Origin of the sequence: Clostridium transplantifaecale (assembly GCF_900626075.1) — a bacterium.
Classification (GTDB): domain Bacteria; phylum Bacillota; class Clostridia; order Lachnospirales; family Lachnospiraceae; genus Otoolea; species Otoolea transplantifaecalis.
This window is the reverse complement of sequence record NZ_UYZY01000001.1, coordinates 1,253,135-1,279,633: the sequence shown is the minus strand read 5'-3', so window position 1 is coordinate 1,279,633 and position 26,499 is coordinate 1,253,135. Positions and strand designations below refer to the sequence as shown.

22 protein-coding genes are annotated in these 26,499 nt (G+C 48.6%); 17 read left to right on the top strand and 5 right to left on the bottom strand.

Annotated features, from left to right (window positions below; all coding sequences use genetic code 11):
- Positions 1-11: 11 nt before the first annotated feature.
- The 3 genes from EJL91_RS05455 to EJL91_RS05445 are packed head-to-tail and all read left to right on the top strand — an operon-like array spanning position 12 to position 4,976.
- On the top strand, positions 12-1,163 hold the full coding sequence (locus EJL91_RS05455) for an exonuclease SbcCD subunit D (protein ID WP_125140913.1): 1,152 nt from the start codon (positions 12-14) through the stop codon (positions 1,161-1,163).
- Positions 1,164-1,197: 34 nt separating this feature from the next.
- Entirely contained in the window at positions 1,198-4,380 is a 3,183-nt protein-coding gene (locus EJL91_RS05450; RefSeq protein ID WP_125140912.1) for an AAA family ATPase, read from the top strand.
- A gap of 53 nt (positions 4,381-4,433) precedes the next feature.
- The gene (locus EJL91_RS05445) at positions 4,434-4,976 is read left to right on the top strand and encodes a metallophosphoesterase (protein WP_125140911.1); all 543 of its coding nucleotides are present in this window, start codon (positions 4,434-4,436) and stop codon (positions 4,974-4,976) included.
- Positions 4,977-5,058: 82 nt separating this feature from the next.
- Here the strand turns inward: EJL91_RS05445 and EJL91_RS05440 are convergent, their stop codons facing one another.
- From EJL91_RS05440 to EJL91_RS05430, 3 genes are all read right to left on the bottom strand, one after another.
- On the bottom strand, positions 5,059-6,942 hold the full coding sequence (locus EJL91_RS05440) for an extracellular solute-binding protein (protein ID WP_125140910.1): 1,884 nt from the start codon (positions 6,940-6,942) through the stop codon (positions 5,059-5,061).
- A gap of 13 nt (positions 6,943-6,955) precedes the next feature.
- A complete protein-coding gene (locus EJL91_RS05435) occupies positions 6,956-9,466 on the bottom strand; it encodes a hybrid sensor histidine kinase/response regulator (protein WP_243125237.1) in 2,511 nt (836 codons plus the stop codon).
- A gap of 401 nt (positions 9,467-9,867) precedes the next feature.
- Positions 9,868-10,107, bottom strand: coding sequence for a hypothetical protein (locus EJL91_RS05430; RefSeq protein ID WP_125140909.1), 240 nt, complete (start codon positions 10,105-10,107; stop codon positions 9,868-9,870).
- Between the two features lie 487 nt (positions 10,108-10,594).
- Here EJL91_RS05430 and EJL91_RS05425 point away from each other — a divergent pair, with 487 nt between their 5' ends.
- The 10 genes from EJL91_RS05425 to EJL91_RS24850 all read left to right on the top strand — a co-directional run bounded on the left by EJL91_RS05425 (position 10,595) and on the right by EJL91_RS24850 (position 19,887).
- Positions 10,595-11,452, top strand: a complete 858-nt coding sequence (locus EJL91_RS05425) for a glycerophosphodiester phosphodiesterase family protein (protein WP_341466950.1) — start codon at positions 10,595-10,597, stop codon at positions 11,450-11,452.
- A gap of 266 nt (positions 11,453-11,718) precedes the next feature.
- Positions 11,719-13,296 (top strand): ABC transporter substrate-binding protein, encoded by a 1,578-nt coding sequence (locus tag EJL91_RS05420; protein WP_125140908.1) that lies wholly within the window; start codon positions 11,719-11,721, stop codon positions 13,294-13,296.
- 127 nt (positions 13,297-13,423) lie between these two features.
- Entirely contained in the window at positions 13,424-14,368 is a 945-nt protein-coding gene (locus EJL91_RS05415; RefSeq protein ID WP_125140907.1) for an ABC transporter permease, read from the top strand.
- Positions 14,369-14,389: 21 nt separating this feature from the next.
- The gene (locus EJL91_RS05410) at positions 14,390-15,187 is read left to right on the top strand and encodes an ABC transporter permease (protein WP_125140906.1); all 798 of its coding nucleotides are present in this window, start codon (positions 14,390-14,392) and stop codon (positions 15,185-15,187) included.
- A gap of 10 nt (positions 15,188-15,197) precedes the next feature.
- Positions 15,198-16,922, top strand: coding sequence for a dipeptide ABC transporter ATP-binding protein (locus EJL91_RS05405; RefSeq protein WP_125140905.1), 1,725 nt, complete (start codon positions 15,198-15,200; stop codon positions 16,920-16,922).
- Between the two features lie 453 nt (positions 16,923-17,375).
- Positions 17,376-18,107 carry an SIR2 family NAD-dependent protein deacylase gene (locus tag EJL91_RS05400; RefSeq protein ID WP_125140904.1) on the top strand — a complete coding sequence of 244 codons (732 nt, stop codon included), beginning with the start codon at positions 17,376-17,378 and terminating at the stop codon, positions 18,105-18,107.
- A 252-nt stretch (positions 18,108-18,359) separates the two neighbouring features.
- Positions 18,360-18,968 carry a TetR/AcrR family transcriptional regulator gene (locus EJL91_RS05395; protein ID WP_125140903.1) on the top strand — a complete coding sequence of 203 codons (609 nt, stop codon included), beginning with the start codon at positions 18,360-18,362 and terminating at the stop codon, positions 18,966-18,968.
- A 42-nt stretch (positions 18,969-19,010) separates the two neighbouring features.
- Complete coding sequence (locus tag EJL91_RS05390; protein ID WP_125140902.1) at positions 19,011-19,208, top strand: flavodoxin domain-containing protein; 198 nt, start codon at positions 19,011-19,013, stop codon at positions 19,206-19,208.
- A gap of 266 nt (positions 19,209-19,474) precedes the next feature.
- Positions 19,475-19,726, top strand: coding sequence for a RhuM family protein (rhuM, locus tag EJL91_RS24855; protein ID WP_243125235.1), 252 nt, complete (start codon positions 19,475-19,477; stop codon positions 19,724-19,726).
- Positions 19,726-19,887 carry a hypothetical protein gene (locus tag EJL91_RS24850; RefSeq protein ID WP_164516751.1) on the top strand — a complete coding sequence of 54 codons (162 nt, stop codon included), beginning with the start codon at positions 19,726-19,728 and terminating at the stop codon, positions 19,885-19,887. Before rhuM ends, EJL91_RS24850 begins: the two co-directional genes overlap by 1 nt.
- Before the next feature lie 131 nt (positions 19,888-20,018).
- Here EJL91_RS24850 and EJL91_RS25095 read toward each other — a convergent pair whose 3' ends face one another.
- On the bottom strand, positions 20,019-22,004 hold the full coding sequence (locus EJL91_RS25095; RefSeq protein ID WP_125140901.1) for a sigma-54 interaction domain-containing protein: 1,986 nt from the start codon (positions 22,002-22,004) through the stop codon (positions 20,019-20,021).
- A gap of 217 nt (positions 22,005-22,221) precedes the next feature.
- On the opposite strand from EJL91_RS25095, the gene EJL91_RS05375 reads away from it, so the two are divergent.
- From EJL91_RS05375 to EJL91_RS05365, 3 genes are read left to right on the top strand one after another with little or no spacing between them, the layout of a single operon-like run.
- Complete coding sequence (locus tag EJL91_RS05375; RefSeq protein ID WP_125140900.1) at positions 22,222-22,998, top strand: gamma-glutamyl-gamma-aminobutyrate hydrolase family protein; 777 nt, start codon at positions 22,222-22,224, stop codon at positions 22,996-22,998.
- 3 nt (positions 22,999-23,001) lie between these two features.
- A complete protein-coding gene (locus tag EJL91_RS05370) occupies positions 23,002-24,339 on the top strand; it encodes an alanine/glycine:cation symporter family protein (protein WP_125140899.1) in 1,338 nt (445 codons plus the stop codon).
- Between the two features lie 31 nt (positions 24,340-24,370).
- Entirely contained in the window at positions 24,371-25,141 is a 771-nt protein-coding gene (locus EJL91_RS05365; protein WP_279230030.1) for an SDR family oxidoreductase, read from the top strand.
- A 279-nt stretch (positions 25,142-25,420) separates the two neighbouring features.
- Here the strand turns inward: EJL91_RS05365 and EJL91_RS05360 are convergent, their stop codons facing one another.
- On the bottom strand, positions 25,421-25,786 hold the full coding sequence (locus tag EJL91_RS05360) for a winged helix-turn-helix transcriptional regulator (RefSeq protein ID WP_125140897.1): 366 nt from the start codon (positions 25,784-25,786) through the stop codon (positions 25,421-25,423).
- Between the two features lie 157 nt (positions 25,787-25,943).
- Between EJL91_RS05360 and EJL91_RS05355 the strand changes: the two genes are divergently transcribed.
- Positions 25,944-26,447, top strand: coding sequence for a flavin reductase family protein (locus EJL91_RS05355; protein WP_125140896.1), 504 nt, complete (start codon positions 25,944-25,946; stop codon positions 26,445-26,447).
- Positions 26,448-26,499 lie beyond the last annotated feature (52 nt).

The following is a 26,499-nucleotide window of genomic DNA, read 5'->3' as shown; positions in this document are numbered from 1 at the left end:
GAGGCATAAGTTTGAAATTTTTTCACATATCGGATTTGCATATCGGCAGGCAGATGAACGGATACGGCTTAAAGGACAGCCAGGAAAGCGCCCTGGCGCAGATTATTGAATACGCGGCAGACAAAAAGCCGGATGCCGTCCTCATCTGCGGGGATATTTACGATAAATCGGTTCCTTCGGCCGAGGCCTACACGGTATTTGACTCATTTTTAAACCGTCTGTCCGCCGTCCGGCCGTCCATGCCGGTTCTGATTATAGCCGGCAATCATGATTCACCGGAGAGGCTTTCCTACGCCTCTTCTTTTTTAGGGCGTCATCAGATCCATATCTCGGCCCTGCCGCCGTCTTCGCCGGAGGACAGGCTTAAAAAGATTACGCTTGGGGACGAGTGGGGAAAGGTGAACTTTTATCTTTTTCCCTTTATCAAGCCAGGCTATGTGCGCCATCTGTTTGAAGAAGGAAAAGTGACGGGTTACGACAGCGCATTCCGGGCCGTGCTGGAGCGCGAGGAGATCAGGGAAGAGGAAAGAAATGTGCTTCTGGCGCACCAGTTTTTTGTATCGGGGACCGGTGATCCGTCGTTGTGCGACTCTGAGTCCGTCATGTTGACGTCGGGCGGCCTTGACCAGATCGATGTATCCGCACTGACTGCATTCGACTATGCGGCCCTGGGACATCTGCACGGCCCCCAGAAGGTGGGGGAAGAGAGGTTCCGCTACAGCGGAACGCCTTACAAATATTCGGTCAGCGAGGAGCATCATCACAAGGCGGTCATGATGGTCACGCTGGAGGAGAAGGGAACGCTTAAGACGGAGAGCCTGCCCCTGATATGCCGTCCCGATGTACGCAGGATCAGGGGGCCCCTGGAGGACGTCCTGGCCGCGTCCGACGGGGAGGGAAGGGGAGATTTTGTCAGCATTACCCTGACCGACGAGACGGAAGCATACGATATGAAGGATCAGCTTCAGGAGGCATATGACCGGATTCTGGAAATAAGGATTGATAACGAGAGAACCAGGAAAAAGCTGATGGAGGACGGGGAGGAAATTAAGATTCCGGACCCCTTTGAAGCATTTTGCAGGTTCTATGAGGCAATCCGGCACTGCCCCATGACCGGGGAGCAGGAAACGATTCTGCGCGGCGTGCTGGAGGAGATAGAATGAGGCTGCCGTTTGGCCGAATGAGAGGAGTGAGACGATGAAACCATTAAAAATAACAATGTCTGCGTTCAGTTCTTATGCCGGTGTGACGGAGATTGATTTTGAGAAGGTCGGTCACGGCCTTTTTCTGATAACCGGTGACACGGGAGCGGGGAAGACTACGATTTTCGATGCGGTTTCATTTGCCCTCTACGGTGAAACAAGCAGCGACAGCCGCGACGGCACAATGATGCGGAGCCAGTATGCGGGAGAAGGGGAGGAAACCTGGGTGGAACTTATCTTTTCCGACCGGGGGGAAGTATACCGCGTCAGGAGAAGTCCCGCCTATCAGAGAATTAGCAAGCGCAGGAATAAGGACGGCGAGCGCACCATTACGACGGTGTCGGCAAAGGCCTCTTTTTATCTGCCTGACGGAAGTGAGTATCCGGGCAGACTTAGCGACATCAATGAAAAGATCCGGGAGATCGTGGGAGTGGACCGGAACCAGTTTGCCCAGATAGCCATGATCGCGCAGGGAGAATACATGAAGCTGCTCCATGCCTCTTCAAAAGAGAGAAAAGAGATTTTTGCACGCATATTCAATACAGGCATTTACTGGAAAATCCAGCAGAAATTAAAAGACAGGAACAATGAACTTTATATCAGGCTGAAGGACAACGAAACCCTCTGCTTTCACGAACTGTCCCAGGTAGCGGTTCCCGACGACGGAGACGGACAGGCACAGAAGTGGCAGGAGATATCGGGAAAGCTGGAAACAAAGGGCGATGAAATCCTTGGGCTTTTAAAAGATATCACGCAGGAAAGCAGACGGCAGGAACGCATATCGGTGGAAAAAAGCGAAGCGCTGATTGAAAAGACGGCGGTCCTCACACAGCAGCTGGAACTTGTGAAGGAACAGAACCGCCGCCTGGATGAATGCGAGGCGGCAGGAAGAACGCTGCAATCGCTTAAGGAGAGAATTCCGGAGCACGACCGCATGGCTGTAAAACTTAAGAATGCCGGCCGCGCAGAGCCGCTCCGGCCGCTTCTGCAGAACTGTGAAGCGGATGAAGCGGAGCTGGCCCTGGCCGATGAGAAGACGGAGAAACTGAAACAGGAGCTGCAGGCCCTGAGGGAGCCGCTTGAACAGTCGGAAAAGCTCTGTCTGGACAAAAGGCGGGAACTGGCCCAAAAGCGTCCTGCCCTGGAGGTGGACATCGGCCGTCTCAAGGAAGCGATGCCGTCCTATGGCCTGCTGGACGAAAAACTGGACGAGGAGAGAAAGGCCCGGAACAGGACGGATAGACTGGGACGGGAACTGCAGGAAACGGAGGAACTCCTTAGACAGAACGCGAACACGGCAAAAGAGCTGGAAAAAAAGGCAAAGGAGCTGGAAAAAGCCCCGCTCTCCCTTGTGGAGGTACGCAGGCAGGAGGAGGCGCTGGAACTGCGCCTTGAAGAATTAAGACGGCTTCAGTCAGGACTTTTACAATTAGAAGAACTTAGAAACAATTCTATCCGTAATAAGGAACTGGTAATATCGGCCCAATGTGCATTTGACGAGGCGGAGGCGGAGTACGGAAGGAGAAACCGCCTGTTTATCTCCGTACAGGCAGGCATTATGGCATCGGAGCTTACGGAGGGCGTCCCATGTCCGGTATGCGGCTCCCTGCACCATCCGCAAAAAGCCGTACTGAAGGCAGAGGATGTGACGGAACGTCAGGTGGAAGAATCGAGGCAGAGGAGAGAAAAAGCAGACCGTTCCCTGCGCAGAGCGGCGGAGGAAAGCCAGAAATGCCTGGTTCGGGGGGAAGAGAAAGAGCAGCAAATAAGAGAGCAGGAAAAAAAGCTGTTTGAAGCAGACCGGACTGCCGGATCAGAGCCTTATGCACAGGAGGGGAGGGCGGAGAGAGTCCGCCTGGAGATAGAGACATGCCTTGCGGGGGTGCAGGACCTTACGGTGGCCGGAAAGAAGTTTGAACAGGATGTAAGAGCACTGGAAGAAAACAGGAGCCGTCTGGCCGAACTGGGAAACCGTAAGGAGAAGCTGGAAAACAGGCTCCGTGAACTGCGGCCTAATCTTCAGGAGGCTGAAATACACCTCAGACAAATCCATCTGGAAGCGGAACAGCTGAAGAAAAAACTTCTGTGGAGCAGCCGCGAAGAGGCGGAGCGGGAACTGGCCCGGCTTTATGCCGGGAAAGCAGAACTTGAACTGGCGGCTGACCAGGCGGAGAAGAACGCGTCGGACTTAAGAAGCGGATTTACACAGAAAGAGGCATACCTGTCCTCCGGGCAGGAGCGGCGTGAAATTCTGAAAGTAAAGGTGGATGCGGGCAGAAAGCGGTGGGAAACGGCGCTTAAGGCAGCCGGATTCCAGTCGGAAGAAGAGTACAGGGACGCTTTCCTGCCGGAGGAGGAGAGGGAAAGACTGGCCGCAGAGCTTGAGCATTTTAACAATGAACTTCTTCGGGCGGGCACGATTTATCAGCAGCGCAGGGAGGACACAAAGGGACAGGAGAGGGCGGAGGAGACAAACATCCTGGAAGACCTCAAACGGCTGACGGCTGAGAAGAACGACGCGTCCGGGGAGGCAGGCCTTTTGTCGGCCAGACGGACCCGCAATGAGGCCGCATACGGAAGTCTTAAAAAGCTGATGGAGGCGCGCCGCAAACTGAAGGCGGAAAAGCAGCAGATGGAGACGCTCTATACGACGGCGGACGGAAAAGTGACGGGAGCCGCAAAGATCGATTTCCAGACTTATATCCAGAGACAGTATTTTAAACAGATGATATATGCGGCCAATAAGAGGCTCCGCGTTATGACGGACAACCAGCTTCTTCTGCAGTGCCGTGACATGGAGACGCTGGGGATGAAAGGCGAGGTAGGCCTTGATCTGGACGTCTACAGTATGAGTACGGACCGGACGCGCGACGTAAAGACACTGTCGGGCGGAGAATCTTTTATGGCGGCGCTTGCTATGGCATTGGGGATGGCGGATGTGATTCAGAATACGGAGGGCAGGGTCAGCATCGATGCGATGTTTGTGGATGAGGGATTCGGTTCCCTGGATGAGGCATCGAGGACAAAGGCGATCCGGATTCTGAAGGAACTGGCCGGGGACCGGAGACTGGTCGGAATCATTTCCCACGTGACAGAGCTGAAAGAGCAGATTGATAGAAAGCTGCTGGTGAAGAAGAATGAAAAGGGAAGTTTTGTCCGCTGGGAGCTGGATAATTAGACAGGCCGGATAATCAGATAAGCTAAATACTCAAATATGAGGGGGAGAGAAAATTGGCAGAAATATTTATGGTATCAGACACCCATTTTGGAGATAAGGGAGCCATCATGAGATACGAGGGAAGACCCTTTAAAAGCGGACGGGAGATGGACGAGACCCTGGTTCGCAACTGGAATGAGACGGTGGGCAGCGCGGATACCGTCTATCATCTCGGTGACGTAGCCTGGAATATGGAGAAAGAGGAACTGAAAATCCTTGTGGGAAAACTGAACGGCAGGAAAATACTGATTCAGGGAAACCATGACATGAACTATTCAGTCAGGGAGTGGATGGAAATCGGCTTTGAGGAGGTATATCCCCTGCCGGTGGTGCTCGAAGGCTTTTTCATGCTGTCCCATGAGCCGATGTATGTCAGTTCATATAGCCCCTACGCCAATATTTTCGGCCACGTCCACGGCAATCCGATGTACCGGGACAAGTCCGGCCACAGCTTCTGCGCCTGCGTGGAACGCATCGGTTACCGGCCGATGCCGTTTGACACGATTAAAAAGGAGATGTCGTGCTGTCAGACGGCGGAAGAAGGGATTAAAGAATAAAGAAAGCCAGACGACGGCTTTGTCCATTTTCCAAAGCCGCCGTCTGGCTGTAAACTGTGAATTGTCCGCGAAAACAGCCTATTTATTTGAAACTGACGCGGTTTTTCTCTGGTGTAACATTCTGTTTTTTTCTAATATAGTCTAAACATATTTCTGTCATTGAATATTCGGTCTTGTGCAAATTTGACAGATATTCTTCCGGAACAGCTCCTTCCAGAAAAGCTACCGTATAAACAGTATCTGCGGCCAGCGGCTTCCCGTTCTCCAGCTGGATATCGGAAACGTGCCGTCCGGCCTCACCGTTTAACTGATAACTGAGTTTAAGGCCGGAGACCGCGTAAGGGTGAAAGTGGCTTGTCCGGCCTTCCGCCTGTTCTTCCGCCGAGGAAGCCCCGTAATCCAAAAGCGCCGTCAGCTGCGCACCGGTCATGAATGCGTGGCTGCAGGCCGGAGCCTCGCCGAGTGAGATTTGTGAAATCCGGATGACGTCATCCTCAGTAATTGGCCCCTCGTAGAGCCTTGAACGGGTACCGCCCACCGGGACATAACAATTTGCTTCTGCCATGCCTATCAAAGCAATATCTGCGCCTGTAGCGCTTCGGAGGGCATCGGCTTTCAACAGGCCTGTCTGAAGGACTGTAAAATCGGATGACGCCTGGGCAACAGCTTGTTTTGCAGGCGTACCTGCATCCAGGAGCGACTGGCACTTTGCCAAAATTGCATCGCTGGTGGTTTCACCACGAATGAAGGCGGCTATCTCCGTCTCCAGTACGGTGGTAAACATTTCATAGGTGGGACGCATAACATAATGTCCGCTTTCTGCCTGGACCTTAATATCATTTAGTTCAGGGTCATTGAGTGTCGATGTGCCGCGCGTGGCCGGTATTATACCCAATTCATCCGCAATCAGCGCCTGCTGTCCTTCTTCCGATGCAACGAATTCCAGGATTTTCATTGCGGCCTCCAGCTTTTTTTCATTACCGGCCTGCCGGAGTTCCTGATTGGCTCCGAAATAGTAACCCAGGTTCAACAGCCAGCCGTTTCCGTCCGTCATGCTGAAATGTGGCATAAATCTGTACTCATCCGTGCTCATATTTTCAAGCTGATGCAGCAGGCTTACCGCTCCCGGTGTTATAGCGGCCTGTCTGGTGGCCATCCGCTGCATGCGAATATCATTCGTGACTTCCAAATCTTCCGTACGGACCATCCCTGCGTCAATCAAACGCTGCAAATTTTGAAAAGAAACTGCCATTGGCTCCAGCGAGACAGATTTTCCGGCTATAAGTTGATTATGCCAGGTTTGTCCTTCTACCTGGGTCAGTGTGTCCAGGGCGGAGAGTACACAGTAATTATAGATTTGATAGCTCTGGCCTCCGATATCATGCAGGACATATTGATATCCGCGGGTACCGCTTCTGTCAATGGTTTGGCATAATGCCATAAGTTCTTCATAGCTGCCGGGTACTTCCCAGCCATTCTCATCAAACAGGGTTTTATTGTAGACATTACAGTTAAAGTTGAGTGGGCCGGGGAGCAGATAGATATGCCCCTCGGTGTCCATTTGCAGCGCGTTGGAATTATAACTGGACGGGAACGGCTGCGTGGACAGATCCATCAGCAGATCGGACAAATCCACCTTGGGAACCAGTCCGGCGATAATCATAACCAAATCACCACAGTCATGATTACTGACCCGGGCCATATGCTCATTGATACGGAATTCCCCCATATAGCTGTCCTGTACCAGATGAATCTCCGGGAACTTTGCCTCTACGGCGGCGGCAAAATGATCCAGTCTGGCGCTGGTTGTTACGGTGACAATCACCTTATCCTCTACGGTCTCAGGAACTGCGCCAAGCAGGTTTTCATCTGCCGTGGACGTTTTAGGTCCGCCGCAGCCGCCCAGGACAGCCGCAAAAACCAATAATATAACTCCAGCGAGAAACCGCGGTATTTGTCTCTTCATTTTTATAACCTCACTATAGGTGCAGATATTTTTGAATCTCCTTCAGCATGACCGGAACATTTAAGGGCTTTGCAAGGTGGCTGTTCATCCCGGCTTTCTTTACCAACTCAATATCTTCTGTAAAAGCATCGGCGGTAACCGCAAAAATGGGGATGGATTCGGCGTCTTCCCGGTCGAGCCTTCGGATCGTCCTGGCCGCTTCACATCCATCCATAACCGGCATTTGTAAATCCATGAGTATCAAATCGTAGTAACCGGGGGCAGAATGCCTGAACGCTTCTACAGCTTCCAGCCCGTTCTGTGCCTCATCCACGACGGCCCCCAAATCAGCCAGAACTGTGACTGCGATTTCCCGGTTGATTTCATTGTCTTCCGCCAGCAGAATATGCCTGCCGGTAAGCTTAAAGGATTCAGCTTCATCCTCAGACTCATTCTGATGCAGGACATACTTTTGTATGCAATTGTAAAGTGTCGACTTAAAAAATGGCTTTTGGACAAAACCATTTACGCAGGCCTCAGCGGCCTGGGACTCGATACTGGACCAGTCGTATGCACTGACCATTAGGATAGGGATTTCCTCGCAAATCTGCTCCCGTATTGCCCGTGCTGCGCTTACACCGTCCAGTCCCGGCATCTTCCAATCCAGGAATATGACCTGGTAATCCGCTCCTGCAGCATGGGCGGCAAGTGCCATTTGAACGGCGCTTTCCCCATCGTCGGCTGTATCTACATGAATACCCAGCTCCTGTAAGAACTGTACGGCAGATATACGGGTATCCCGGTCGTCGTCCGCTACCAGTACTTTCATGGCAGGCAGGCTGAGTTTGTCGGGCTCCTCCGCCACGCATAGATCCAGATCGATAGTGAATACACTTCCATGATCCGGCTTGCTCTCTACAGCGATGTTACCGTCCATCATGGTGACAATCATTTTTGTAATCGCCATACCCAGGCCGCTGCCCTCAATCCTGTCGACCCGTCTGTCACGCTCACGGGAAAAGGAATCAAACAGGTGTGTTAAGAATTCCGGTGACATTCCAATACCGGTATCGGAAACACGGAATACAAAGTGGGCGAAGCCCTCACGTTCCGACGGGCATTCCGTCACGTCCAGGCTGATACTGCCGCCCTCCGGGGTAAACTTCACAGCGTTGCCCAGAAGATTGATGAGCACCTGGTTCAGACGCAGCGCGTCAAAGCTCAGGTTTTCGTGCTCAAGGTCATGCACCCGGATATTAAAATCCTGGTTTTTCTGCTGAACCGTCGGCTGTGTAATACTCACCACATTATCGATGACATCGGCCAGGGAACCTGTACTGTTGTTCAGCGACATTTTCCCGCTTTCGATTTTAGACATATCCAGAATATCGTTGATCAGGTTCACCAGAAGCCGGCCGGATAAGCTGATTTTTTTCAGGCAGTCTGTAACCACATCAGGTTCATTGATATGATCGGTTGCAATCTTCGCCATGCCGGTAATTGCGTTCATAGGCGTGCGGATATCGTGGGACATGTTGGAGAGAAACTGGCTTTTTGCCAGGTTTGCACTCTCTGCGGCCATGCGGGCCTCCTCTTCGGCCTTCAGAACTTTTTTGGTAGAAGTCGTGTGAATCACGATAAATGCTGCGATTATAAGACCTCCAACCAGGGACAGGCAGACAAATGAGATGACAGACACCTGTTTGATACGGCCGCTGACCGCATCTACCGGCACCAGCATGATCAACTGCCAGTCGTCCACGCCGATCGGCGTGTGGTTTAAGTAGTATTCACTGCCTTTCAGACTTACCGTCATCAGAGCACGTTTTTCCGTACTGAAGGTATCACGCAGTAACTGGACGGAACCGCGTTGAAAGGAGGCATCTTCAGCCAGGCTGTTGAATAGATTGTATCCCCGGATCAGATCGTCCTGCTCGGAGCGGAACAGAACAACGCCGTCACCGTGGACGATATACAGTAAAGCCTGACCGTTAAAAGCTTCGATATTCAGTATATCAAAGATGTTTTCACTGTTGTAGGTAAAACCGATTGCACGGAATGTCGTATCTTCGTGCTGCATTTCAGGGATGGGCTCCAGGAAAATTAACTTCCGTGTGTCTTCAAAAATGACATTATCCAGAATGACCGGCTTCTGCTGCATCAGAAGTTTATCGGTCACATTCTCCTGGGAAAGCAGGGAAAAATGGTTATCAGAGTCATAGTACGTTGCATTTTCGTCTACAAAACACAGACTGTCAAAACCCCAGGTTTCCTGTTGTTCCCGAATTGTGTTGCTGAATGCTTCCATATTTTGAGAAGAGGAGTTCCTGTAGTCATGGTAAATCATATCCAGCAGCCGCCACTGGTCCAGGGCCTGTTTATTGAGAGACGTCGCCATCTGCTGGGAAACTTCGTTTAAATGCTCGGAACTCTCCGTATACATTGCCTTGCGGACCGTCAAAAAATAGGACACTAACACGGCAGAAATAATCAAAAAAACAGGGAGGAGTACAAGATACCATTTTGAGCTTTTTCTATGTTTCAACGCAGCAACCTCCGTTCATAATTCTCTAAAGGATAAAGATATCCATAGTTAAAGATCCAAATAATTCAGAATTGCATCTGCCTGAATGGTGTTATCTTCCATATAGACAATGCTTATAAAATGCCATTTCAGTATAGCAGATGAAGAGGGGAATGGCAATCTTTGGAACGGTAATCTTTGTACCTTTATCGGGAAAAGCCGCGGAAGCGGCCGAAGATCCGTTAGGCGGCCGGTTATAAGACCGGATTGGCTCTGAACGAGAGCGGGAGTTTGCAGAACTTTCCTTAATATAAAGAAAAGCAGCATAACGTACTTTCGTACATTACACTGCTGTCGGACGCTGTTCAGGACAGACGGCCTGGTCCGGATTCAGGCTGTAGCTCAGTTCCGGAAAAAACGGGTCAGTCCAGGTAACTGCCGACTGGTGATGCGTTATACTGCTTTTTAACTTCCATCATAACGGAGCCGTCTTCCTCCACCGTTTCAGACAGAATTTTAAATTTAGCCCCACTTTTGTCAAGGTGAGCCTTGTACTTATCAACGTCAGCCCTGACCATTTTCACCGCATAGTCATGCCCGAGATCTTCTTTTAGCATAAAATGCAGAGTCTGTGTAATACATGCCGCCTTTATTCTTTTCATTTTACATACCTCTCTTTCCAAATTCCTTATAAGGATTCGTTTTAGCTTAAAACTAAGATGAAAAATCTGTGTTGCTATTAAAGAAATTGTATCATTTTTTAAAGATTTTCGTAAGAAGAAAAAGGTATTTACAGAAAACTTTGTTGATTATACGCATGGATTGTGATATGAAAATTGTGAAAAATGACAATACCATACGGCAGGAATGGAAGCAAAACCAGCGGTCAGACTGCGGGTCTTGGCTTTGAATTATTTACAAAATCAATGAGGAATGATGACACGTTCACTAATGAAAAAAGATGCATGCTGCCTTTACGGGAAGCACATTCCATCCGCCAAAATAAATTCAGAAAAAAGCAGCCGTACATCTGGAATCACGTTTTCTTTTGTGCTATAGTAAAAAAGATGTAACACTGAAAAATTAATTGAGAGCGGAGAAGTCCCCGCATCTCAACGAAACATAAGAAAAGAATGAAAGGTGATAGAATTGGTTTTAGTAATACCCGGAGTATTAACCGTATCATTTCTCTCCCTGTTCTACTGCTGCATGATGCCGGAAGTCAGCAGAAAAGACAGGATGAAAGCGTTTGAAAAGCAGTATATTGCCCACAGGGGATATCATGATAATGCATCCGGCCATCCGGAAAATACGATGCCGGCCTTTGAGAAGGCGGTCGAGAACGGATACGGGATTGAGCTGGATGTCCAGCTGACAAAGGACAAGGTTCCCGTGGTGATTCATGATTACGATTTAAAGAGGGCGGCCGGAATTGACAGAAAAGTCGAGGACTGCACCTTTGAGGAGCTGAAGTCGTACCCGCTGTTTGGGTCCGGTGAGACAGTACCGGCGTTTAGGGACGTGCTCCGCATGGTGGCGGGAAGAGTTCCGCTCATTATCGAAATCAAAGTGGAGCGAAAATACAGGGAGACGTGTGAGATAGTCGCATCCCAGCTGGATTATTACCATGGTACATACTGCATCGAATCGTTCAGCCCGCTCGCCCTGTGGTGGTTTAAACATCACCGCCCCGAGGTGGTAAGAGGCCAACTGGCGACAAACCACAGGAGAGAAGGCCTTAATACGCCCTGGTATGTGGAAGGAATTCTCACCAACTGCCTGTTAAACGGTTTTTGCAAACCGGATTTTATTGCCTATAACTGCCGGTTTACAAAGACATTCCCGGTAGCTATGCTGCGAAAGTTTTATAAGTGCAAAATGGCCGCCTGGACCATCAAGAGCCAGAAGGAACTGGAAAACCACAGAAAATATTTTGATGTATTCATATTCGACAGCTTTACTCCGGAGGGGCAGGGCCGGAGCGCCGGCAAAGTCTCCGCTTTGTAGTCACCGAAGGAAGAACTGCCGCTATGCGGCCGCGTTCGGCGCGAGAGTCCGGTGAGCCGGACTCTTTCCTGTCGGTTGGAAGGCCGGGAAATAAAATTACCACCGGGACGGCCGCTGCTATCTGCCATCTTACAGAGGCGTCCTCGCATCCTAACTAAAAAAGTCACAAAATTCCCATAAAAAAGTTGCATTTTTTATAAAACCTGATACAATGATAGGGACAATTTAATAATGAGAGAATATTACGAATTCAAGAGGTAAGAGAGATGAAAAAGAAACACCTGCTTACAGGCGTAATGGCACTTCTGGTATCTGTTGCACTCAGCGCATGCGGAGGCGATAAGAATGCGGGAGGCACCTCGGCGGGAGAGACGAAGCAACAGGAGTCTTCCGTAGACGGAACCAGTAATACTCTTTCAGAAGGAACACCAGTACCAGGCGGAAGTGTTGTGTTTGGCATGACACAGGACCTGGCTAGTCTTGACCCCCACCCAGAGACGGACGCAGGAACTAGAGACGTGGTTTTCAATTTGTACGAAGGGCTTGTTAAGCCCGCTTCAGACGGCAGTATTGTGCCGGCAGTTGCCAGTGAGTATGCTATCTCAGATGATGCAAAGACATTTACTTTCACATTGAGAGACGGTATCACGTTCCATGACGGAACACCGGTAACGGTTGAAGATGTCAAATATTCCATTGATCGATATGCGGAGATTCAGGGCGAATCCTCCGCTTTTTCTATGCTTTCGGATGTGGTTATAAAGGATGATAAGACAATTGAGGTGGTTCTGAAAGAGGGCGATTCCGAGTTTTTAACAGAACTTACACTTGCAGTGATTCCTGCCTCCAATGAGGATCCGGCAGGAAACCCAATCGGCACGGGACCTTTTAAATTTGTATCCTATACGCCGGGACAAAACCTGATCCTGGAGAAATACGACGGATACTGGAAAGAGGGAGTGCCAAGCCTTGACAAGGTGGAATTTAAGTTCACACCGGATGTGGATACCGCATTCATGGAGCTTCAGGCCGGCACTATCGATATATTAAAATATCTGACCACAGCCCAGGCCCAGTCGCTCGGCAGCGATTACAACCTTGTGGAAGGCAGCATGAACCTGGTTCATGGAATGTACTTAAACAGTGCGTATGAACCGCTTTCGAATGCAAAAGTGCGTCAGGCGCTCTGCTATGCGGTGGACAGAAACGCAATCAACAATTTCCTGTTTGGCGGAAAGAGCCGGATTATCGGTTCCAATATGATACCGAACATGACAAAATATTATGAGCCGCAGGCCGAGACTGTTTACACCTACGATGTGGAGAAGGCCAGGGAACTGCTTGCCGAGGCCGGATATCCGGACGGTTTCGCACTGGAAATCACGGTTCCCAGCTCCTATTCCCAGCATGTGGATACGGCGCAGATTATTGTGGATGAATTGTCACAGGCGGGAATCAAGGCCACGATCAAGCAGGTAGAGTGGAGCACCTGGCTGGAAGAAGTTTATAAGAACGGTGAATTTGAGGCAACGGTAATCGGTTTTGACGGAACCCTCGCCCCGGGTAAAATGCTGCAGAGATACGTTTCCGACGACGGCAAAAACTTTATGCACTATTCCAACGCAGATTTTGACCATGCCTTTAAAGAGGCATACGAGGCGGTCAATGATGCCGAAAAGATTGCAAAATATAAAGAAGCCCAGATGATTCTGGCCCAGGACGCGGCGGCGGTCTATATTGAAGACCCGGCAAACCTGGTAGCCGTAAACAAGAAATTCGGCGGCTATACCTTCTACCCGACATCGGCGGAGGACATGTCCCTTCTGTATCAGGTAGCAGAATAAGAGGATGCAGGACAGGTTAAGAAACTAAGAAATAAAAAAGAAAGACTGCAGAATCAAAGATTACAGAATAAAAGAATGTTAAATAAAACAGAATAAATACAAAAGCAGTAAATGCCAGGAGGGAATTATGAAATTCTTTATTAAAAAACTGATAACTCTCATTATCACATTGTTGTTAATCTCCTTTCTGACGTTTGCTGCTTTTTCGATCATTCCGGGAGATGCCGCTCTGTCGAGACTGGGAAAAGATGCGTCCCCGGTCCAGGTAGAGGCGCTGCGGGAAGAGATGGGGTTAAATGATCCACTGCCCGAGCGCTATATCAGATGGATTGGCGGCGTTGCCGCGGGAGATTTCGGTGATTCCTACCGCTATGAAGGAACCAGCGTCAGTTCCCTGTTAAAAGACCGTCTGCCGGTGACCGTTCTTCTGTCGGTCATTTCGCTCATCATCATCCTTGTATTTTCCGTGCCGCTTGGGATTGCGGGCGCACGCCATGCAGGAGAGTGGAGCGACGTCCTGACCAACCAGCTCACCCAGATTATGATGGCGGTTCCGCCGTTTTTTCTGGGAATGATACTCACCTATGTATTCGGGCTGATCCTCCATTTCTTCCAGCCGGGCCAATTTACGCTGCCATCGGAAAATTTTACGGAGTCGGTCAAATATCTGTTTTTCCCAGCCCTGGCGATTGCGCTCCCTAAAATCGCCATGGTGGTTAAATTCCTCCGGGGTTCCGTGCTCTCGGAGATGAATAAGGACTACGTCAGGACCGCGTTCAGCAAGGGAAATACAAAAACAGGGGTTCTCTACGGCCACATACTGAAAAATGCCCTGATCCCGGTCATCACATTTCTTGCAATGGTGATTGCGGAAATCCTGGCTGGCAGTATTATCGTGGAGCAGGTATTCAGCGTGCCCGGAATCGGAAGGCTGCTTATCACCTCCATATCAAACAGGGATTATCCGGTTGTGCAGGCCATTGTGCTTTACATAACGGCTGTCGTTGTCATCATTAACTTTATCGTGGACACGTTATACCAGTTCTTAGATCCGCGCGTTAAAACGTCGTAGAAGAAGGCGGAAGGTACGATTATGAAGAAAAGAAATTACAATCTGATTATAGGGACTGCCATTACCGTATTCTTTCTGGTACTGGCCGTGATGGGCCAGTTCTGGACGCCCTACGGTACGACGGCTATGGACTCTCTTTCCGTGAACCTGGCTCCCTCATTATCCCATCCGATGGGAACCGACAATTTTGGAAGGGACATTTTAAGCCGTGTCATGAACGGAAGCGGCAGCACCTTTTTTGTAGCGGTCTGCACCGTGCTGATTGGAGGCGTTTTCGGTACGCTGGTGGGAGCCGTAACAGGCTATTTCGGGGGCTGGATTGATGATGTCGTCATGCGCGTCAACGACATGCTGCTTTCATTTCCCAGTATCCTGCTGGCCCTGATCGTCATCAGCCTTATGGGCCCGGGAAGATACAACATCATCCTGGCCCTCGGCATTCTGTTCATTCCCAGTTTTGCACGCATCGTGCGGAGCGAGGTGATACGCTGCCGTGAACTGGATTTTGTCAAGAGCGCGCGTATTATGGGAGCGGGAAATTTCCGCATTATTTTCCTGCATATTCTTCCTAATGCAGGTGTCAGCATCCTGACCGCCGCTGCCATTGGCTTTAACAATGCGGTGCTGGCGGAGGCCAGCATGAGCTATCTTGGCCTCGGCATCCAGCCTCCGGAACCAAGTCTCGGGCGTATGCTGTCGGAGGCGCAGTCCTATATCTTTAATGCACCCTGGTACGCGATTTTTCCGGGCGTCACCATCATTTTGATTATTTTGGGATTCAGCATGGTCAGCGAAGGCCTGAGAACCCTTCAGGAATAGGAGGACAGCCATGAAACCAATCGTGGAAATAAAAGATCTGGCCATCGGCTTTCCGGAGGGAGGAATCACCTCACCGGCGGTAAAGAGCATCAGCTTTGAAATCCGGGAAGGGGAAATCCTGGGTGTCGTGGGAGAGTCGGGTTCCGGCAAATCCATGAGCGCCCTGGCTCTGATGGGACTTCTCCCTAAAGACGCAGTAGTGACGGGAGGGCAGATCCTTTTTAAAGGCACGGATCTGCTTACCATGAAAGACGAAGAAAAGAGAAAACTTCAGGGCAGCAGGATGGCTATGGTGTTTCAGGAACCAATGACCTCCTTAAACCCTGTTATGAAGATAGAAAAGCAGGTGGGAGAGAGCCTGCGTCTGCACACCTCACTTTCGGACAAAGAGATACACAGGAAGGTGGTGGAAGCGCTTGTCGAGGTGGGACTCACCGACGCCGAAAATCTCTGCGGCAGATATCCTCACGAACTCTCGGGCGGAATGCGTCAGAGGGTCATGCTGGCACAGGCTACGGTCTGTTCCCCGGATCTCATTATCGCCGACGAGCCGACGACCGCCCTGGATGTCATTGTCCAGGCCCAGATTCTCAGGCTGCTAAAGAAGATACACAATGAGAACCATACCTCCATTCTCTTTATCTCACACGACTTAAATGTGGTAAAAGAAATCTGCGACCGCGTGGTAGTCGTCTATCAGGGAAAGGTTGTGGAGGAAGGGATAACGAAAGAAGTTCTGAAAAATCCGAAACATGAGTATACAAAGCGTCTGGTATCATCGATACCGGAAGGACATTCATGGGAGGAAGACGAAAGAGAAATTCTCCGCCTTGAGAACCTGAATGTATATTACGACACAAGGGGAGAAGGATTTTTACGGAAAAAGGGAAAGAAACATGTGATCCACGACGTGAACATGACGGCGTACGACGGCGAGATACTCGGCATCGTGGGGGAGAGCGGCTGCGGTAAGTCCACACTGTGCAAGACAATACTCGGCCTCCATGATAATTATACGGGAACCGTTCAGATGAAAGATAATTTAAGGCCGCAGATGGTATTCCAGGATCCCTTCAGTTCCCTGAACCCTGCGAGGAAAATCGGCTGGATCCTGGAGGAACCGCTGAAGCTGCGCGGAATTACGGACCGGAATAAACGCAGGCAGATGGTGGCCGACATGCTGGTAGACGTGGGTCTTGATCCTTCTTTTGCCGACAGGAGACCCAGAGAGCTGTCGGGAGGCCAGAGACAGAGAATCAGCATCGGAACGGCGCTTATGATGGATTCCAGACTGATCATTGCGGACGAACCGGTATCGGCCCTGGACGTGACGGTCCAGTCCCAGATTCTGAAGCTGATTTTAAGGCTCCATGAAGAAAAAAAGATGACGATTCTGTTTATCACCCACGACCTCAATATTGTACGCAGGATCTGCCGCCGTGTGGTGGTATTATACAGAGGAGAGATAGTCGAATCCGGCCTGGCCGGTGAGGTTTACCGCACTCCGGCCCACCCGTACACAGAACTGCTCCTGGCCTCCATAGTGGACGGTGACCCGGAAACACAGGAAAAGGCCGTAGCCGATATCGGGGAAGGCGTTCCCGCGGGATTTACAGGCTGTTCCTTCTATCCCAGATGTCCAAAACGCTGTGAACGCTGCCGGACGGAAAAGCCGGGGGATACTAAAATAGGGGAAACACATACGGCTAGATGTTTCCAACTGCAGGGGGATTAGTTGAGATGTGAGGACGCCCCTGTAAGATGGCGGTCGGGGAGTGGAAGAGAGTATATGAGTCTTCAGTCCCGGTTGGTAAGTAGTCGTGAGGGGGAATCCAGGAGAAAAAATTCCTACGGGGACTCGCTCCCGCTTGTGGAATGCGCAGCGGATGCTAAGCTCGAAAGAACCTCGCTAAGCACCGGCGGATTCCAAGGTCCCCTTCGGAAAGTTTTCTCCTTCCTTCCCCAGGCAGAATGTTGGCGGGACTGAAGACTCACAACCTCCTCTCACCATTCCGCCCCCGGCCGTTCCGGCGGCGTTCTCATTTCTCAATTCCCCGCACTTTTGCTTGTAACCTTTTTCTGTTTTTAGTATAATATAAATAACTGAATCGGATGGTGATTTTTATAAAGATTCTGAATAGTTATAATAGAATTATATTACGGGGGTAATGAAACAGGGAGGGAGTATATGGACAGTAAAATCGTGTATTTACGGGAGATTTTGGGGAGAAGCAATTATACGGTGGCGCTTTGCGGTTCCGGCATGATGGAGGAGAGCGGATTTATCGGTATCAAGAAACCGGAGCGGGCTTATGAGATTGAGTGTGTTTACGGAGCCTCACCGGAGGAGATTTTTACAAGCGCTTATTACAACACACGTCCGGCTAAGTTTTTCGAGTTCTATAAAAAAGAAATTCTGGAGAAAATACCGGAGCCAAGTCCGTCCAGTCATATTATGGCTGCCATGGAGAGAGCGGGACACCTGCAGTGCATCATCACGTCCAATATCTTTGAGCAGGAGAAGAGAGGCGGCTGTGAGAACGTCATCGACCTGCACGGCACGATTTATATGAACCGCTGTCCTCATTGCGGGGAATATTACTCGGTAGAGGACATTATGGGTGAGAAGGGCGTGCCTCACTGCAGGATATGCAACTCCGTGATTCGTCCCCTTGTCTCACTGTTCGGCGAGATGGTGGACAGCCGCATCATGACGAGAACGACGGAGGAGATCGGCAAGGCGGAGGTACTGCTTCTTTTGGGAACAACATTGAATTCAGATGTATTTTCCCATTATATCCGGTATTTTAGCGGGAAGCATCTTATTATGATCCATAAGGCGGAACATTATATGGATAGTAAGGCGGATTTGATAATTATTGATGAGCCTGGCAATGTCCTTTGCCAGCTTGGATATTGATGGAAACCCCTGTATTTATCCATACAGAAAATTAGGAACACACTATAAAATACACGTACGGTAAAAGAGAGGAAAAGGCCACAACCCTTTTCCTCTCTTAAATTTTTGCCCGTTACTAGATTATAAGCACTTTAGTTTCCATTATTTAAAGAAGAGGGGAGATAAGATAAATGATATCGTGATTGACAAATTCATAATAACTGGTTATGATTACATTGTAAATTAAATTAACACTGTTAAACGAGGCGGATTATGGGAATCAGGGAACGGCGTGACGGTGAGAAGGCGGAGATGAGGAAGAAGATCATGGACGCCGCCGTTGAAATCATTAACCAGGAGGGTTACGAGAATTTATCAATCAGAAAAATAGCGGCAAAAATCGAATATTCCCCGACGGCAATTTATCTCTATTACAAGGATAAAGCACAGATTATTACCGATATGGCTGACGGCTTCTGCCGTGAAGCAGAGAGCAGCGCGGCCGCCTGTCTGGAGGCGGACAAAAGCGCTCCTGTGACGCAGCAGCTCCGGATGATTCTGGCTGATTTTATAAGATGTCTCACCAGTAAACCGGAGGTAGCCAAAGCGATTATCTACAGCGGAATGAACGTAATTTTCGCAAACGATAATAAAGGCTCAACTCCGGCCAACGGGGGAATCAATATGCTGGACCGGCTCCTTTTAAAAGGAATTGAAGAAGAAGTATTCAGGCCCGGTATCCGCGGTATGGGATGGATGATTGTTAGCGCGCTTCTGGGGTTTGTCATAAGCGCCGTTGAAAACCGGCTTTATCTGCTCGAAGATTTTAGCCAGTTTGCAGAAGATTTTGTGGAACTTTTGACAGAAGGAATCAGCCGCTGACGATAGCGGTGTTATTCGGCCGCATAAGGTAAGGGAGGCATTATGAAAACACTGATATTATTTGCGGGTAAATATGGCTGTACACGGGACTGTGCAGATTATCTGAAGGTCAGGCTCGGCCCGGGCACGGATATGATGGATTTAAAAAACATGGGAGAGGCAGATTTACGGAAGTATGACTGGATTGTCATAGGCGGTTCTAAACTGGAGTATGGTTTTTTATGTGTATTATGTGCATAGCGTTTGAAAAGTGAGGGAAATAGGAACTGCATACACAGATAGAAAGGTAAAATGTGTATAGCGTCGACATAGATTAGGATTGCAACTGGTAACTGGGGAGGACCTGGAACCCAGTTTTTTACTTTATAGGAAAGTCCTCGTTTGGGATTTAAGAATGGAGGATGAAACAGTATGGCTTACACAGCAGCAAATGGCCGAATTATTTCACACATCCCGTTCGAATGTTGTTGAGCATATAAGGAATATCTATGATGAAGGGGAATTAGATGAGAATTCAACTTGTCGGAATTTCCGACAGGTTCGAATGGAAGGTAATGGAGAAGTTGGCCGTAAACCTTCCGTTTTATAATTTGGATATGATAATATCACTTGGATATCGTGTAAAATCAGCTGTTGCAACGAATTTCCGTAAATGGGCTTCTGAGCGTCTGAAAGAATACCTGATCAAAGGATTTACTATGGAGACTATGTTAAGCATCTGGATTCCATTCTTGCATCTGCCGGAGAAAAATTATTAATGGGCTCCGGTTCAATCAGCCATGCACAAGTAATAAAAAAAACTGAGGAGTACCGGAAAGATCAGGTTTTTGCAGTTTCGCCGGTCGAGGAAGCATACTTAGATACAATAAAAGCACTCGAAAAGAAAGCAAAGAAAAAGTCAAAAGAAAAGAAGGAGTAGTGCTATATGAGGCAATGAGGCTGTCCTGAAAACGTAATTCAGCGATAGCCCCATTTTTCGTTTATGCTGCTGAGAGCCTGAGCCTGTATTCAACCAGATTCATCTGTCCTGACTCCCATTTTATATGTTGGTTATTCACTGCGTCCGGCTTCTGTCACGCGGCAGCCCGTCCTGCCACGGGCAATGGTGATTAGTCCTTTATCCTGTAATTCCATCAGGAACTGCCGCAGAGAAGCATCACTGCAGTTGATATTCTCGCCATGAAGGCGTTCTAGGATGGCAGCGCGTCCTATCCCATGACCTGGGGCGGTTGCCTGCGCTATGTGGAAAAGAATTCTTTGCCGTATATAATGATGAGAGCCATCGGCATTAGCCGGCATTTTTTTCGGTGTCAACACCTCACCGGGATGAAAAAAACCGTCCAAAGAGTGGGTCGTTTGGTAGTAATGTGTGAAATTTTCTAATTGACGTACATTTCCCGGCCATGGCTGCCGGGAGAGATATTCAATCTGAGAAGAAGATAAAAAGGTCCAGCTTTGACCTAAAAATTTCCGCAGGAGCAGGGGAATATCGCCGGCTCTCTGACGCAGGGGAGGTATCGTCAGAGGTATTGTATTCAGACGATAGTAGAGATCTGCTCGAAAATGTTTTTTTTCTACTTCTTCAAACAAATCTTTATTTGTGGCGCCAATAAGGCGCACATCCACGGAGATCAGTTTTTCCCCGCCTACCCTCATGATTTGCTTTTCCTGGATGGCCCGCAGCAGAGATGCCTGTAAAGCAGCCGGCATATCTCCAATTTCATCCAGAAAAAGAGTACCGCCGCCGGCCCGTTCAAAAAGACCGGCCTTTCCCTGCCGCCTTGCGCCGGTAAAAGCGCCGCCTTCATAACCAAACAGTTCACTTTCCAGAAGACTCTGGGGAATAGCGGCACAGTTGATGGCAATAAATGGATTGCTGCGTCTTGGACTCTCATTATGAATGGACTGTGCAAAAAGCTCTTTTCCGGTGCCGCTTTCCCCCTGAATAAGAACCGGGTAATCGGTAGAAGCGGCTTGCCGCGCCCGTTGAATAACAGAGGACATTTGAAAGGAATGGTGGCAGATATCCTCAAAACGGTGTCTGGCAGTTAAATTATTGTTGGATAATTCAGCATTTACATCAGCGTTTAAATCATGAATACATTTTTCTGTTTGAAAGGTAATGCAATAACCGGCCAATACCTGATCAATCCATACCGGTTTTTTAATGATAAGAAAATGTTCATCGGCAATGTCCGCCATCCCGCTATAAAAATCTTCCTGACAAATCTGCGGTATCATCTGCTGCAGTAACTCCCTGTCCTGATAGGAACCGCAGGGAAGCAGAGACTTTACATACTCATTGAGATAGAGGCAGCGATATGTGGGGTCACAAAGTAAAAGACCTTCGGAATTGTAATGAACGTAATTTTGCAGCAGTGCTGTTTTCAAATAATTATCAAAATATTGGTTGGCAATGCTGCTTTCCGGTTCCGCCAGGGACTGCGCGTACTGAATTAACCGGCTTTCAATTTCCTCGCTGTGGAGATGAAGCTTGGAAGCAATGCGGATCATGGTGTAGGTATCGATGCAGCGTTCTCCAATATCAATGACATGAGGAATATAGGAAGGGACATAGCCGCGTTCATTCGGACAGATGGCCCAGGAAACGGAGTGGTAAAGCCCTGCTTCCTCCTCTTCTTTCTTATATGGAATCCAGTTGATATTTGTCAGGCCCAATTCCAGAAGATCGTTGGCAAATTCCATAACAAGCGAGTAATTCCGGTTGACTACCAGCACGTCGGAGCCTTCAGGAATACTGATAATTTGAGGGAGCACCGATTTACGCAGAGAACGGGTAATAGCCACAGCATCATTTAGATTGGATACATGGCCTTTTAGATCATTGACTCCATCCATGATAAGAACTAAAAATAAATCTGCACGCAGAAGTTCGTCAGGGGCCAAATCGCCGGAGTAAACAGATTGAAGTTGAATACTTGAACTAAAGACGGTCTCCAGATTTTGAAACAGGGTGTTTTTTACGGCGGGCATTTTTTCATGAGGAAAATAGATTATTATTTTTTTGGGCAGCATTTGCGACACTCCTTTGACTCATTATATGGATATAATACTATTTTATCCTATTAATGTCACGTACTTTAAGAAAATAAATAAGGTTTACGCTATATTCTAGAGCATTTTAAGCTGTTTTTTATTTGGCACGGATCTTGCTTTTATATTAATTAAGCCCAGCAAAAAGGATATACCAAATTTTGGTGTGAGTTTGACTGAAAAAGAAAGGAGCAAGGAAATGCAAGCGAAAAAAAGGAAGATCCTGATTGCCGGTCCGGGAGATCAGGAACAGGGGGCAGACTTTACCCCCACATTGGACACCTGCAGCTTTTTTTCACAGGGTGGGGAAAAGGTCTGGTACAGTCTGAATCCAGGAGAGGTGGAGGAGGCTGACGGAGTTGTGATTCCGGGAGGCTTACCGGATGTAAACCCCGATTATTGGGGTGAAAAAAATACGGGATGTAAGGTGATAGACGAGGATTTGGACAGACTACAGCTGGCTATGGTTGCAAGGGCGGTGGAATTGAATAAACCGCTGCTGGGTATTTGCCGCGGTCATCAGATTGTCAGCGTGTATTTTGGCGCCTCCTTGATCCAGCATATATCCTGTGAAAAAGCTCACGCCTACGATCCGGTTAATCCCAGGTTCCATGATATGTACAACATTCCAGGAACCATACTGTATGAAGCATACGGGCCTGTGGTGCGGTGCAACAGCGTCCATCATCAGGCAATCCGGTTTCTTCCCAAGTGCTTGCAGGCAGTTCAACTATGGTGCAGAAAGGAGGAAGATGCACAGAAGTACATAAAGATGGCAGAGAATTATACCTTGCAGGAGGGGAGTCATGACTGTATTATTGAGGCAGTGGTACATCGTGAATATCCGTTTTTAGGTATACAATGGCATCCGGAGTGGGGAGGAAAGTTCGCCTGCGAAGAGAAGACCAATACGAAAATCCGTCAAATTTTTCAAGAGATGATGGATAAGAAAGAGAAAATCAGGGAGGGGTATTAAAAAATGGCGATTTATAATGCAATCATGAACTTTAAAAACTGGATGTGGGGGTTGCCGGTTTTACTTATTCTTATAGGGGGCGGAATCTGGCTCACGATTGCCTGTGACTTTGTACAAATCAAACACTTTGGCTTTGCCATGAAAAAAACAATTATCGCAACCATACGGGGTGACAAAGATAAAGACAAAAATAAGGTGTCTGGCTACCAGGCAGTGACCGCCTGTCTGGCCAACACAATTGGCACGGGAAACATTGTCGGTGTGGGAAGCGCCATTGCGTTGGGCGGCCCGGGAGCTGTTTTCTGGATGTGGGTCGTTGGCTTTGTTGCAATGTGCCTGAAATACTGTGAGGCAGTTCTCGGAGTGCATACCCGTATAAAGGGAGAGGACGGTAGATGGAAAGGAGGCGCCTCCCATTATCTTGGGCAGGTATGGAAACCGCTTGGTATTATATGGTCCTTTTGCTGTGTGTTTGGATTAGCCATTGCCTGCGGCACCCATACTGGCAGTGTTGCCAGCGCAGCGAGTACGCTGGGGGTTCCCAGCATCGTAAGCACCGTAATTATCTGCGTAATGGTAATAATTCTTATTTTAGGCGGCGGCTTGAAGCTTTTGGTGAGAATAACAGAGAAAATGGTGCCTTTTATGGCAATTCTTTATGTTGGAACCGGGCTTATCGTTATCCTGGCCAACATTGGAAATTTAATTCCCGCATTGGCAAGCATCTTATCAAATGCTTTTACCGGTACGGCTGCTACTGGAGGTTTTGCAGGCGCGGCCCTTTCTGCAGCCATTAAAAACGGCTGTGCCAGAGGCGCCTACTCCAGCGACGCCGGAAACGGCGGAGCCAGCATCCTGCATTCCCAGGCAGATGTGGATGATCCGGTGGAACAGGGAATGTGGGGGATTTTTGAGGTATTTGTAGATACGATTATTGTGTGCTCATTTACCGCGCTGGTGATTCTTTGTACCGGCGTGTGGACATCCGGCGATCCGGGAAGCATGCTGGCCATAAATGCATTTGGAACAATTGGGATAGCGGGCAGGTTAATTGCATCCATCGGCTTGATTTGGTTTGCCACGTCTCCTGTACTTGCTTTGACCACGATGCAGGGAATGGTCAGTGAAGATATGTTTGGAAAAGGCGTAAGATATGTGGCCCAGTTGGCGCTGTTAATCTGTTGCTTTATCGGAGGCACCATTGGCGTCGATGCCGCACTGCCATGGGTGGATATATCAAATATGCTGTTAATTGTAGTAAATGTCAGCGGCATGGTTCTTTTGAGTAAAACTCTGCGCAGGCTGACGCTGGACTATTTTAGTAAAACAAAAACGGTATGATGCTCTTTTAACTTTTGGTTTAAAGGATAAAGTGGTTTTGTGTATGGCGTCTGCTGCCGGTCTGGGAAAAGGAATTGCCACTGAGGTGGCGCGTGAAGGAGCTAAGGTAATGCTCTGCACGGCGGAGCCGTTTAAGGATCAGTTATATGCGGCACAGGCGGAAATCGAAGCAGAGACAGGGAATCGACCGGAGACATTTTTATGTGACGTCAACCAGGCGGAGGACATCGAAAAGCTGGTAAATTATACGGTTGAGAAGCTGGGGGATATCTATGCGCTGGTCAATATGTGCCCCGGTCCCAAACCTGGCCCCTTTGATTCTTTTGATGACGCGGCCTGGGAGGGAGCTTTTAATATGTGCCTGCTCTCGTACATCCGTGCAATCCGCGCCTGCCTGCCGTCCATGAGGCGTTTGGGCGGCGGAAGGATCGTAAACTCCACCTCATCGTCAGTGAAAGACTGCCTGGATAATCTGATTTTATCCAATACGATGCGGATGGGAGTGGTCGGTATGAGCAAGACGTTGGCCAAAGAACTTGGAAAGGATAATATTCTTGTAAATGTAATCGGGCCCGGCCGCATCGGAACTGCCCGAATTGAGAGCCTGAATGCAATGCGGGCGGAAAAAGCAGGCATATCGGTTTCTGATTATGAAAAAATGGATCTTAAGAGTTTTCCGATGGGCCGTTACGGTACGACGGATGAATATGGCAGACTGGCAGCTTTCCTGTGCAGTGAAGCCAATACCTATATTTTTGGACTGACGGTGCTTCTGGACGGAGCAATGACAGGGGCTTATTAATTGGCAGTTTCCTATTTTATACTAAAGGGGCTATCGCTGAATTACGTTTTCAGGACAGCCCCTGTATGTATTTTTCCATGGACGGGGGTGGAATCCAGTTTGATACCTCCTTGAACTACTCAATCTAACGGTTTAGAAAAGCGTAAAATAGGCATATATACAGTTACAATAGTTGATTATTTTTTTGTAATACTTGGTTAATGAGTGACAGTGCGCTGTTATATCGGTAAGAATATTTTAAATGAAAAGCTATTAGGCTTTGAGTATTGATAAAAATAACTAAGGGATGTAATTAAATCCCCACTTTGTAATCTCATAAAAAATTGGCAATAGTGCCTTCCCTTTTTCGGACAATGAATATTCCACATGAGGCGGAATCTCATTGAATTGTATGCGGGTAACCAGTCCATCAGCCTCCAATTCGCGCAGGGACGTTGTCAGCATGGTATTTGTAATCCCCTCAATTGCTTTTCTTAATTCACCAAAGCGGATAGGGTCTTTGATACACAGCTCATAAATAATCTGGAATTTCCATTTTCCCTGCAACATTAAAAGCAGCGGTGTTACAGGGCAGTTTCCTGCGTCCGTCAAAATCCCCTGCTTTACCTTTTCTGTATATTCCTCATAAGATAAATCTTTTTCCATAAAAGGAACCTCTCTTTCTTTGATGGTATGGTACACAATACTAAGTCAGAATAATCTGCGTACTTGAAACTTTTTATAAACCAAGTATATTTAGATTATCAGAAGAAGTCAAGTCGATGATTCTGCAAACACAATAGTTCAAGAAAGGATGGTTTTTATGAAAGAAATTAACATTGGGCAGGCAACTGCAATTACATCTCCCGACCCGCTGATGCTGGTTTGCACGAAGAAGGAGGACGGCTCCCTGAACATGGCTCCGGTATCTTTCTTCATGTACGCATCTTTTAACCCGCCGATGCTGGCGTTTGCAATGCGGCCCACAGCTAACAGCAGCGTCAACATCAAGCGTACCGGCAAAGCTGTTCTGGCTGCTCCCGGAACCAGCTTAAAAGATGCTGTCATGGCTTATGGTTCCTCTAACGGCGGTGACAAAAACAAGCTGGAAGAAAACCCGATTGCACTCCAGAACATGGACGGAACCGATATTGAATTCCCGGAGGACAGCCGGATTGCTTTTGCAGTTTCTTTGGAGCAGGCCATAGAGGTCGGCGACCATAATATGTTTATCTGCCGGATTGACAAGATGGTTGCAGATGACAGCAAAGAAGCTCTGTTTGCATGGGACGGTTATGCAAAAGTTGCTCCCGCACAGGAGAAATAAAGTGCAAAGCGGTATCCCTCCCTGTAACTAGTGGAGGGATACCGCTTTTATA

Coding starts and splice junctions, on each gene's coding strand:
- EJL91_RS05450 (WP_125140912.1), top strand. CDS start 1,198: ATGAAACCATTAAAAATAACAATGTCTGCGTTCAGTTCTTATGCCGGT.
- EJL91_RS05440 (WP_125140910.1), bottom strand. CDS start 6,942: ATGAAGAGACAAATACCGCGGTTTCTCGCTGGAGTTATATTATTGGTT.
- EJL91_RS05430 (WP_125140909.1), bottom strand. CDS start 10,107: ATGAAAAGAATAAAGGCGGCATGTATTACACAGACTCTGCATTTTATG.
- EJL91_RS05420 (WP_125140908.1), top strand. CDS start 11,719: ATGAAAAAGAAACACCTGCTTACAGGCGTAATGGCACTTCTGGTATCT.
- EJL91_RS05415 (WP_125140907.1), top strand. CDS start 13,424: ATGAAATTCTTTATTAAAAAACTGATAACTCTCATTATCACATTGTTG.
- EJL91_RS05410 (WP_125140906.1), top strand. CDS start 14,390: ATGAAGAAAAGAAATTACAATCTGATTATAGGGACTGCCATTACCGTA.
- EJL91_RS05405 (WP_125140905.1), top strand. CDS start 15,198: ATGAAACCAATCGTGGAAATAAAAGATCTGGCCATCGGCTTTCCGGAG.
- EJL91_RS05400 (WP_125140904.1), top strand. CDS start 17,376: ATGGACAGTAAAATCGTGTATTTACGGGAGATTTTGGGGAGAAGCAAT.
- EJL91_RS05395 (WP_125140903.1), top strand. CDS start 18,360: ATGGGAATCAGGGAACGGCGTGACGGTGAGAAGGCGGAGATGAGGAAG.
- EJL91_RS05390 (WP_125140902.1), top strand. CDS start 19,011: ATGAAAACACTGATATTATTTGCGGGTAAATATGGCTGTACACGGGAC.
- rhuM (WP_243125235.1), top strand. CDS start 19,475: ATGAGAATTCAACTTGTCGGAATTTCCGACAGGTTCGAATGGAAGGTA.
- EJL91_RS24850 (WP_164516751.1), top strand. CDS start 19,726: ATGGGCTCCGGTTCAATCAGCCATGCACAAGTAATAAAAAAAACTGAG.
- EJL91_RS25095 (WP_125140901.1), bottom strand. CDS start 22,004: ATGCTGCCCAAAAAAATAATAATCTATTTTCCTCATGAAAAAATGCCC.
- EJL91_RS05375 (WP_125140900.1), top strand. CDS start 22,222: ATGCAAGCGAAAAAAAGGAAGATCCTGATTGCCGGTCCGGGAGATCAG.
- EJL91_RS05370 (WP_125140899.1), top strand. CDS start 23,002: ATGGCGATTTATAATGCAATCATGAACTTTAAAAACTGGATGTGGGGG.
- EJL91_RS05360 (WP_125140897.1), bottom strand. CDS start 25,786: ATGGAAAAAGATTTATCTTATGAGGAATATACAGAAAAGGTAAAGCAG.
- EJL91_RS05355 (WP_125140896.1), top strand. CDS start 25,944: ATGAAAGAAATTAACATTGGGCAGGCAACTGCAATTACATCTCCCGAC.